Source organism: Collinsella aerofaciens, assembly GCF_039752775.1.
Lineage (GTDB): Bacteria > Actinomycetota > Coriobacteriia > Coriobacteriales > Coriobacteriaceae > Collinsella > Collinsella aerofaciens_R.
The window spans coordinates 81604-89171 of sequence record NZ_JBDMGT010000005.1 but is presented as its reverse complement, the minus strand read 5'-3'; the positions used below and the strand labels follow the sequence as shown (position 1 = coordinate 89171).

General features: G+C 57.7%; 3 protein-coding genes. All 3 read left to right on the top strand.

Annotation, left to right across the window (positions count from 1 at the left end; genetic code table 11):
• Nucleotides 1-249: 249 nt before the first annotated feature.
• The 3 genes from htpG (at nucleotide 250) to ABHR63_RS02585 (ending at nucleotide 7556) form a co-directional block, all read left to right on the top strand.
• On the top strand, nucleotides 250-2274 hold the full coding sequence (gene htpG, locus ABHR63_RS02595; protein ID WP_346964897.1) for a molecular chaperone HtpG: 2025 nt from the start codon (nucleotides 250-252) through the stop codon (nucleotides 2272-2274).
• A 326-nt stretch (nucleotides 2275-2600) separates the two neighbouring features.
• Nucleotides 2601-5366 carry a YhgE/Pip family protein gene (locus ABHR63_RS02590; protein WP_346964896.1) on the top strand — a complete coding sequence of 922 codons (2766 nt, stop codon included), beginning with the start codon at nucleotides 2601-2603 and terminating at the stop codon, nucleotides 5364-5366.
• Nucleotides 5367-7556 (top strand): YhgE/Pip domain-containing protein, encoded by a 2190-nt coding sequence (locus tag ABHR63_RS02585; protein WP_320676471.1) that lies wholly within the window; start codon nucleotides 5367-5369, stop codon nucleotides 7554-7556.
• Nucleotides 7557-7568 lie beyond the last annotated feature (12 nt).

Sequence of the window (7568 nt, the reverse complement as noted above, 5' to 3'; positions counted from 1 at the left end):
GCTTGCCCGTATCGTAGGCAATGCGCCGAATGCTCGCCATCGAAATTTATCGGTGGCCCACTTCAGACTGTAATGGGCACTCCTTGGCAATTGGCGCATCGGAGCGTTTGGACATACAGTTTTTCGATTCCGTATGTATATATGCGCGCTAATGGGTTATAAAATCTAAGTCTGAACATAGCAGGTCTGCGATGCGGCTCGGGCAACCGGGCCGTTTTTGCGGACGGGGGTAGCGCGAAAGGACTGCACATGCGTCAATTTAAGACCGAGAGCAAAAAACTGCTCGACCTCATGATCAACTCCATCTACACCAATAAGGAAATCTTCCTGCGCGAGCTTATCTCTAACGCGAGCGACGCCGTCGACAAGCTCAACTTTAAGAGCCTGCAGGATCCGAGCGTTAAGCTCGACCAAGGTGACCTTGCCATCCGCGTCTCTTTCGACAAGGATGCCCGCACCATCACGATCTCGGATAACGGCATTGGCATGACCGCCGAGGAGCTCGAGCGCAACTTGGGCACCATCGCCCATTCCGGCTCCGAGGAGTTTAAGACCGAGAACGCCGAGCAGCAGGGTTCGGATGTCGACATCATCGGCCAGTTTGGCGTGGGCTTCTACTCGGCCTTTATGGTCGCCAGCCATGTGAAGGTCGTGAGCCGCGCCTATGGCGAGGATGTCGCCCATGTGTGGGAGTCGGACGGTCTTGAGGGCTACACCATCGAGGATGGCGAGCGCGCCGAGCACGGTACCGATGTCATTCTGACGCTGCGTGAGAACGAGAAGCTCGACGCCGATGGCGAGGCCGAGACCTACGATCGCTTCCTGACCGAGTGGGGCCTCAAGAGCCTGATTCAGCAGTACAGCAACTATGTGCGCTACCCGATTCGGATGATGGTGTCCAAGAGCCGCCAGAAACCCAAGCCCGAGGACGCCGGCGACGATTACAAGCCCGAGTATGAGGACTACCAGGAGCTCGAGACCATCAACTCCATGACGCCGATTTGGAAAAAGCGCAGCTCCGATGTTGAGCAGAAGGACTACGACGAGTTCTACAAGTCTACGTTCCACGACTTTGATAATCCTGCGCGCACCATCAGCTTCCACGCCGAGGGCACGCTCGAGTACGACGCCCTGCTGTTTGTGCCGGGTCGCGCCCCGTTCGATCTGTACAGCAAGGACTACGAGAAGGGTCTGGCGCTCTACAGCTCCAACGTGCTGATTATGGAGAAATGCGACGACCTGCTGCCCGACTACTACAACTTTGTGCGCGGTGTCGTGGATTCCGCCGACGTGTCGCTCAACATCTCGCGTGAGACGCTGCAGCAGAACCGTCAGCTCAAGGCCATCGCCAAGCGTGTGGAAAAGAAGATCACCGCTGACCTTGAGGATATGCGTGACAACGACCGCGAGGCCTACGAGAAGTTCTTTGAGAACTTTGGCCGCGGCCTTAAGTACGGCATCTACTCGAGCTATGGCATGAAGGCCGATGAGCTCGCCGACCTGCTGCTGTTCTGGTCTGCCAAGGAGCAGAAGATGATTACCCTAGCCGAGTATGCCAAGGGCATGCCCGAGGATCAGAAGGCCATCTACTACGCCGCCGGCGACTCGCGTGAGCGCTTGGCCAAGATGCCCGTGGTAAAGGGCGTGCTCGACCGCGGCTATGACGTGCTGCTACTGACGCAGGATGTGGATGAGTTCACCTTCCAGGCCATGCGTGAGTACATTGCCGCCGATATGCCCAAGATTTACGAGGACGACGCTGCCCGCGAGGCTGCCGAGAAGGCTGTGGCCGACGGTGCCGAGCCCGAGGTCGAGGATCGTCATCTGGAGCTCAAGAACGTCGCGACCGGTGATCTTGACCTGGCGACCGAGGACGAAAAGAAGGAGGCCGAGGACGCCACCAAGGAGAACGAGGACCTCTTTAGCGCCATGAAGGAGGCGCTCGGCGACAAGGTCGAGAAGGTCGCCGTCTCTGCGCGCCTGACCGATGCTCCCGCGTGCATCACCACCGAGGGCCCGCTTTCGCTCGAGATGGAGAAGGTGCTCCAGAAGGGTCCCGAGGGAGCGCCCGATGGTATGCCCAAGAGCCAGCGCGTGCTCGAGCTCAACGCCAAGCACCCGGTCTTTGCCAAGCTTGTCGCTGCCCAGAAGGCAGGCGACGCCGACAAGATCAAGCAGTACTCCGGTCTGCTCTACGATCAGGCCCTGCTGGTCGAGGGCATTTTGCCCGAGGACCCCGTTGCCTTCGCGGCAGCTGTCTGCAACTTGATGTAGTTCGGGGATACGGCACCGTAACTAGATTAGAACGAGAGTGGATAATCTCCCACTTTTGGCTCGAATGCGGGCTTGAAGTGGGAGATTTTCCACTCTCGTTTCCTTTTGAATGATCCCTTCGTCCCCAAGGGATCATTTATTTGTGCGGGTTGTGGTTTTGTGACCTGCTGAAATTTAGGATACTGTACATCTGTACGTTAACTCATCTTCGTAGTATATTGCTACCCGCAAAACTCAACACCATTGTGCTTTGAGACGTTAAAGCGCCTACTACAATGGTTGTCGATAGTACGATTCGATTTAACGACAGGATGGATGGTCCAAGCGTGAGTCTCGGCAGCAAACTATCCAATGCAAAGGTGTCCTTTGCGATATTTAAGCGCGACATTAAGCGACTGCTTGTGAACCCCGTCGCCCTGGTGGTTACCCTAGGCGTGTGCGTTATTCCCTCGCTGTATGCCTGGTATAACATCGTGGCAAACTGGGATCCGTATGGAAACACCCAAGGCATCAAGATTGCTATCGCCAACAACGATCGAGGCACCCAAAACGACTTGGTGGGTGAGCTCAACGCTGGCGACAAAGTGGTCGACCAGCTCAAGGAGAATCATCAGTTGGGCTGGACGTTCGTCGACTCGACGGCCGATGCCAAGGAGGGCGTCGAGAGCGGCGAGTACTATGCCGCTATCGTGATTCCCAAGAACTTCTCGGATAACCTGGTTTCGATGCTCGACGGCAACTACCATCAGCCCAAGCTCACGTACTACGTCAATGAGAAGAAGAGCGCCATTGCGCCCAAGGTTACCGATACCGGTGCAAACACCATCGAGGAGCAGATCAACTCGGAATTTGTCTCTACGGTAGGCAAGACTGTTGCCGGTATCGCCAAGGATGCCGGTGTCGATTTAAAGGACAAGGCAACCCAGACTCAGGACTCGCTGGCAAGTTCGGTGTCCGAGGCGTCCGACACCTTGGGCGAGGTGTGCGATTCGATTGGCGATATGAATGCCGCCATCGATAAGACGAGTGGCGCTATCGCCTCGGCTGATGCGGCACTTGCCGGCTTGCAAGGCCAGGCACCGTCGCTGACGCAGGCGATCTCCCAGGGCAACGACCTGCTGAGCGAAGCTCGCACCACGGCGGGCAACTCCATCACCTCGCTCTCCAAGGCGCTCTCGGAAGGCAGCCTTGCGCTCACCAAGACGTCGGCCTCTGCGAACGCTGCCATCGGCAAGCTGACGGGCGCGGTCACATCTACGACCACCCGTATCGACAACTCGCTCGAGTCTCTTCAAGCGACGATCGACCACAATAAGGCCGTTATCGGGCACTTGGAGATTCTCGCCAATGACACGTCGACAGGTTCCGAGGAAATTGACGCGCGCATTGTATCGACCATCGATTTGCTTCGAGAGCAGAATGAAAAGCTTCAGAGCATCAAGGACGGTCTGTCCGCGCAGTCGAGCGCCATGGCGAATGACGCAGCGGCTGTTTCGGGTGCCAGTGACGCTATCAATAACGCAATTCATACCGGTGCGACCAACCTTGGCCAAGCCCAGACGGACTTGGGCCAAAACGCGCTGCCGAAGGCCTCGAGCGCGCTCGACTCTTTTGCTGCCGTTTCGGGCGACCTGACCGGTATCGTCTCGGGTATGACACCTACACTTGCAAATGCGCGCGGCACGTTGGCGCAGCTTAGCGCTACGCTCGGCCAGGCCAAGACCACGCTGTCCCAGACCGATTCCTCGCTTGCCAAGGTCCAGGACAAGCTTGCAACCGCCGCCAATGACATCGCGGCGCTGCAGACCTCCGAGTCCATGGGCGAGCTGGCCGATCTGATGGGCGTCGATGTCAATGACGTGGCAGATTTCATGGCGTCTCCGGTTGAGTTGACGTCCAAGTCAATCTATCCGGTCAAGAGCTTTGGCTCGGGCATCGCTCCCTTCTACACCAATCTGGCGCTTTGGGTGGGCGGCTATGTGCTCATCGCCATTTACAAGCTCGAGGTCGACCGTGAAGGTGTTGGCAGCTTTACGGCGCGTCAGGGCTACTTTGGCCGCTGGTTGCTCATGGTGATCCTGGGCGCGTTGCAGGCCATCATCGTTACGGTAGGCGATCTGGTGATTGGCGTGCAGTGCGTCAGCCCGCTGCTGTTCGTGCTGGGCGGCATCGCCATTTCGTTCACCTACGTCAATATCATCTATGCGCTGTCCACCACGTTTAAGCATATCGGCAAGGCTATCGGCGTCATTCTCGTCATCGTGCAGATCCCGGGTTCGTCGGGCATGTACCCCATCGAGATGATGCCCGGCTTCTTCCAGTGGCTGCACCCGCTGCTGCCCTTTACCTACGGCATCAATCTGCTGCGCGAGACGGTCGGCGGCATGTATTCGTTCAACTACCTGTTTAACCTGTGCATTCTGGGCGTGTTCTTGATCGTGGCGCTCTTTATCGGCCTGCAGCTGCGTCCGCTGCTGCTCAACCTTAACCTGCTCTTTGATAAACAGCTCTCCACGACCGGTATGATGATTTGCGAGTCCAACGACCTGCCGCGCCAGCGCTACTCGCTGCGCACGGCCATGCGTGTCATGCTCGATTCCGATTCGTACCGTCGCGAACTGCTCGATCATGCGGTCGCCTTTGAACATCGCTACCCGTACTACATCAAGGGCGGTTTTGCCGCCGTGGTGGGCGTTCAGGTCCTGCTCTTTGTCCTGTCGACGGTTCTCGATATCGACAATAACGGCAAGATCATCCTGCTTGTTATTTGGATCATCTCGGTTATTGCCATCTGCGGCTGGCTTATCAATATCGAATATATCCGCGCGAGCCTCAATACCCAGATGCGCATCTCGGCGCTTTCGGATGAGGACCTGCGTCGCGAGATGCGCGAACACACGGCCGCCATTCCTGCCGCCCGCCACATGTTTGGCCTCAACGCCAGCGAGCGTGGTGCCAAGGGCGGCGATCAGTCCACGGGCCGCTTGCCGCATATCGGCTCGCACCATAAATCTCAGGGCAGCGACAGCACAGCCACAAATGATGGAGATACCACCGCGCTTGGCAAGCACTCCAAAGGAGGTGAGGCATAAATGAAGAACATCCTGCATCTGTTTAAGCGCGATGTCCAAAACGTGTCTCGCTCCGTGATCGGCTTGGTTGTCGTGATGGGCCTCATTATCGTACCGTGTCTGTACGCGTGGTTTAACATCGCCGGCAGCTGGGATCCGTACGGCAACACCGGCAATCTTAAGATCGCCGTGGTCAACACCGATGAGGGTTACGAGAGCGATTTGATCCCCGTCGAGGTTAACGTGGGCGAAAACGTGACCGCCACCCTACGCGGCAACGAGAGCTTCGATTGGGTTGTGCTCAACAATCGCGAAAAGGCTATCGAGGGCGTTAAGTCGGGCGCGTACTATGCTGCCGTCGTTATCCCCAAAACGTTTAGCGCTGACATGATGACGCTTTTCTCGACCGACGTGAAGCATGCCGATATCGAGTTCTACGAGAATCAGAAGGCCAACGCCATTGCGCAGATCGTGACCGAGAAGGGTTCGAGCGCCGTTCAGAACCAGGTTAACGAATCTTTTACCGAGACCATTACGAGCATCGGTCTTAAGACGGTGTCCAGCCTGCTCGATTACATGAGCACCGACCAGGTCAGCAACTTTATCGCCAACCTGTCCTCGACGCTCGGCGATTCGATTGGGGACCTGCAAGACGTTCAGGCTAATGCTTCGTCGCTGGCGGGCATTTTGAGCTCTACGTCCGATTCGTTGACGTCGGCGAGCGGTATGCTCCAGCAGACGGGTACGGTCGATGAGTCGACCAAGCAGTTGATGGAGCATGCCAAGAGCGGCATGAGCGATTCCAAAGAAGCGCTGAAGGCCGCCAACGACGCCATCAACGCCGCGATTGACGGAAGCGCGGGTTCGTTCGACAATGTGTCTGCCGAGCTCGCGAAGGCGTTCGACACCGCAAACCAGCATGTCGACCTTACGGTGTCCCAACTCAACGATGCCGCTGCGGCCCTCAATGCGCGCGCCAAGGATATCGATGCGATGGCCGATCAGCTCCGCAGCCTTGCCGACCAGGTGAGCGATGAGAATTTGAAGGACGGCCTCAAGTCCGCCGCGACGTCGCTGGGCAGAATCGCCGTTGAGTACCGCAACAATGCCAAGGATCTGGCGGCTACCGCGAAGTCTCTCTCCGATAGCATGGCCGAGGTCAACAACTCGCGTGCCGAGGTCGATCAGGCCATCGCTGATGCCAAGGCCGGCATCGCGGGTGCCAAATCCGATTACGATTCCACGTTCTCGGTTAAGGCCAAGGAGCTCAAGAAGACGGTTTCGGGCATTCTGGACTCGCTTGATGGCATCTCGGGCGACCTGGATAGCGCCGTAGGCGGCCTGACCGACGCATCCGGTTCGCTGGCAAAGGGCCTCTCCAAGGCTGCAAAGCTGGTCAACAAGGCTTCTGATCAGCTGGGCGAGGCGTCGGACAAGATCAGCGCGTTTAAGGACGAGCTCGACGGCGCCTTGATGTCGGATGACCTCGCTACGATCAAGACGATGATCGGCAATGATCCCGAGGGTCTGGCCGTGTCGCTTTCCGGCCCCGTCGCGCTCGATCGCAAGCCGGTCTATCCGATCCGCAACTACGGTTCGGCCATGGCACCGTTCTACACGATTCTGTCGCTCTGGGTCGGCTCGATCGTGCTGGCGGCCATGATGAAGGTCTCGGTTGACGACGAACTCATCAATGAGCTGATCCCCGTGCGCTTGCACGAGATCTACCTGGGCCGTTACCTGTTCTTTGGCGGTCTGGCCCTGCTGCAGGCAACGCTCGTGTGCGCGGGCGACATCCTGTTCTTTGGCATCCAGTGCGACAACCCGCTGCAGTTTGTGCTGGCGGGCTGGGTCGCGAGTCTCGTGTTCTCCAATATCGTCTACACGCTTACGGTGTCGTTTGGCGATATCGGCAAGGCGCTCGCCGTCGTGCTGCTGGTCATGCAGGTCGGCGGTTCGGGCGGCACGTTTCCCATCGAGATGACCGGCCCCGTGTTCCAGGCGATCTATCCGTTCCTGCCGTTTACTCACGGCATCAACGCCATGCACGCCGCCATGGCCGGTGCCTATCATATGGAGTACTGGGTTGAGCTGGGTATCTTGGCAAGCTATCTGATCCCGTCGCTGGCCCTGGGCGTCGTCTTCCGCCGTCCGGTCATCAAAGCCAACGACTGGATCATCGAAAAACTGGAGTCAACCAAATTGATTTAGTTCAGACACGTA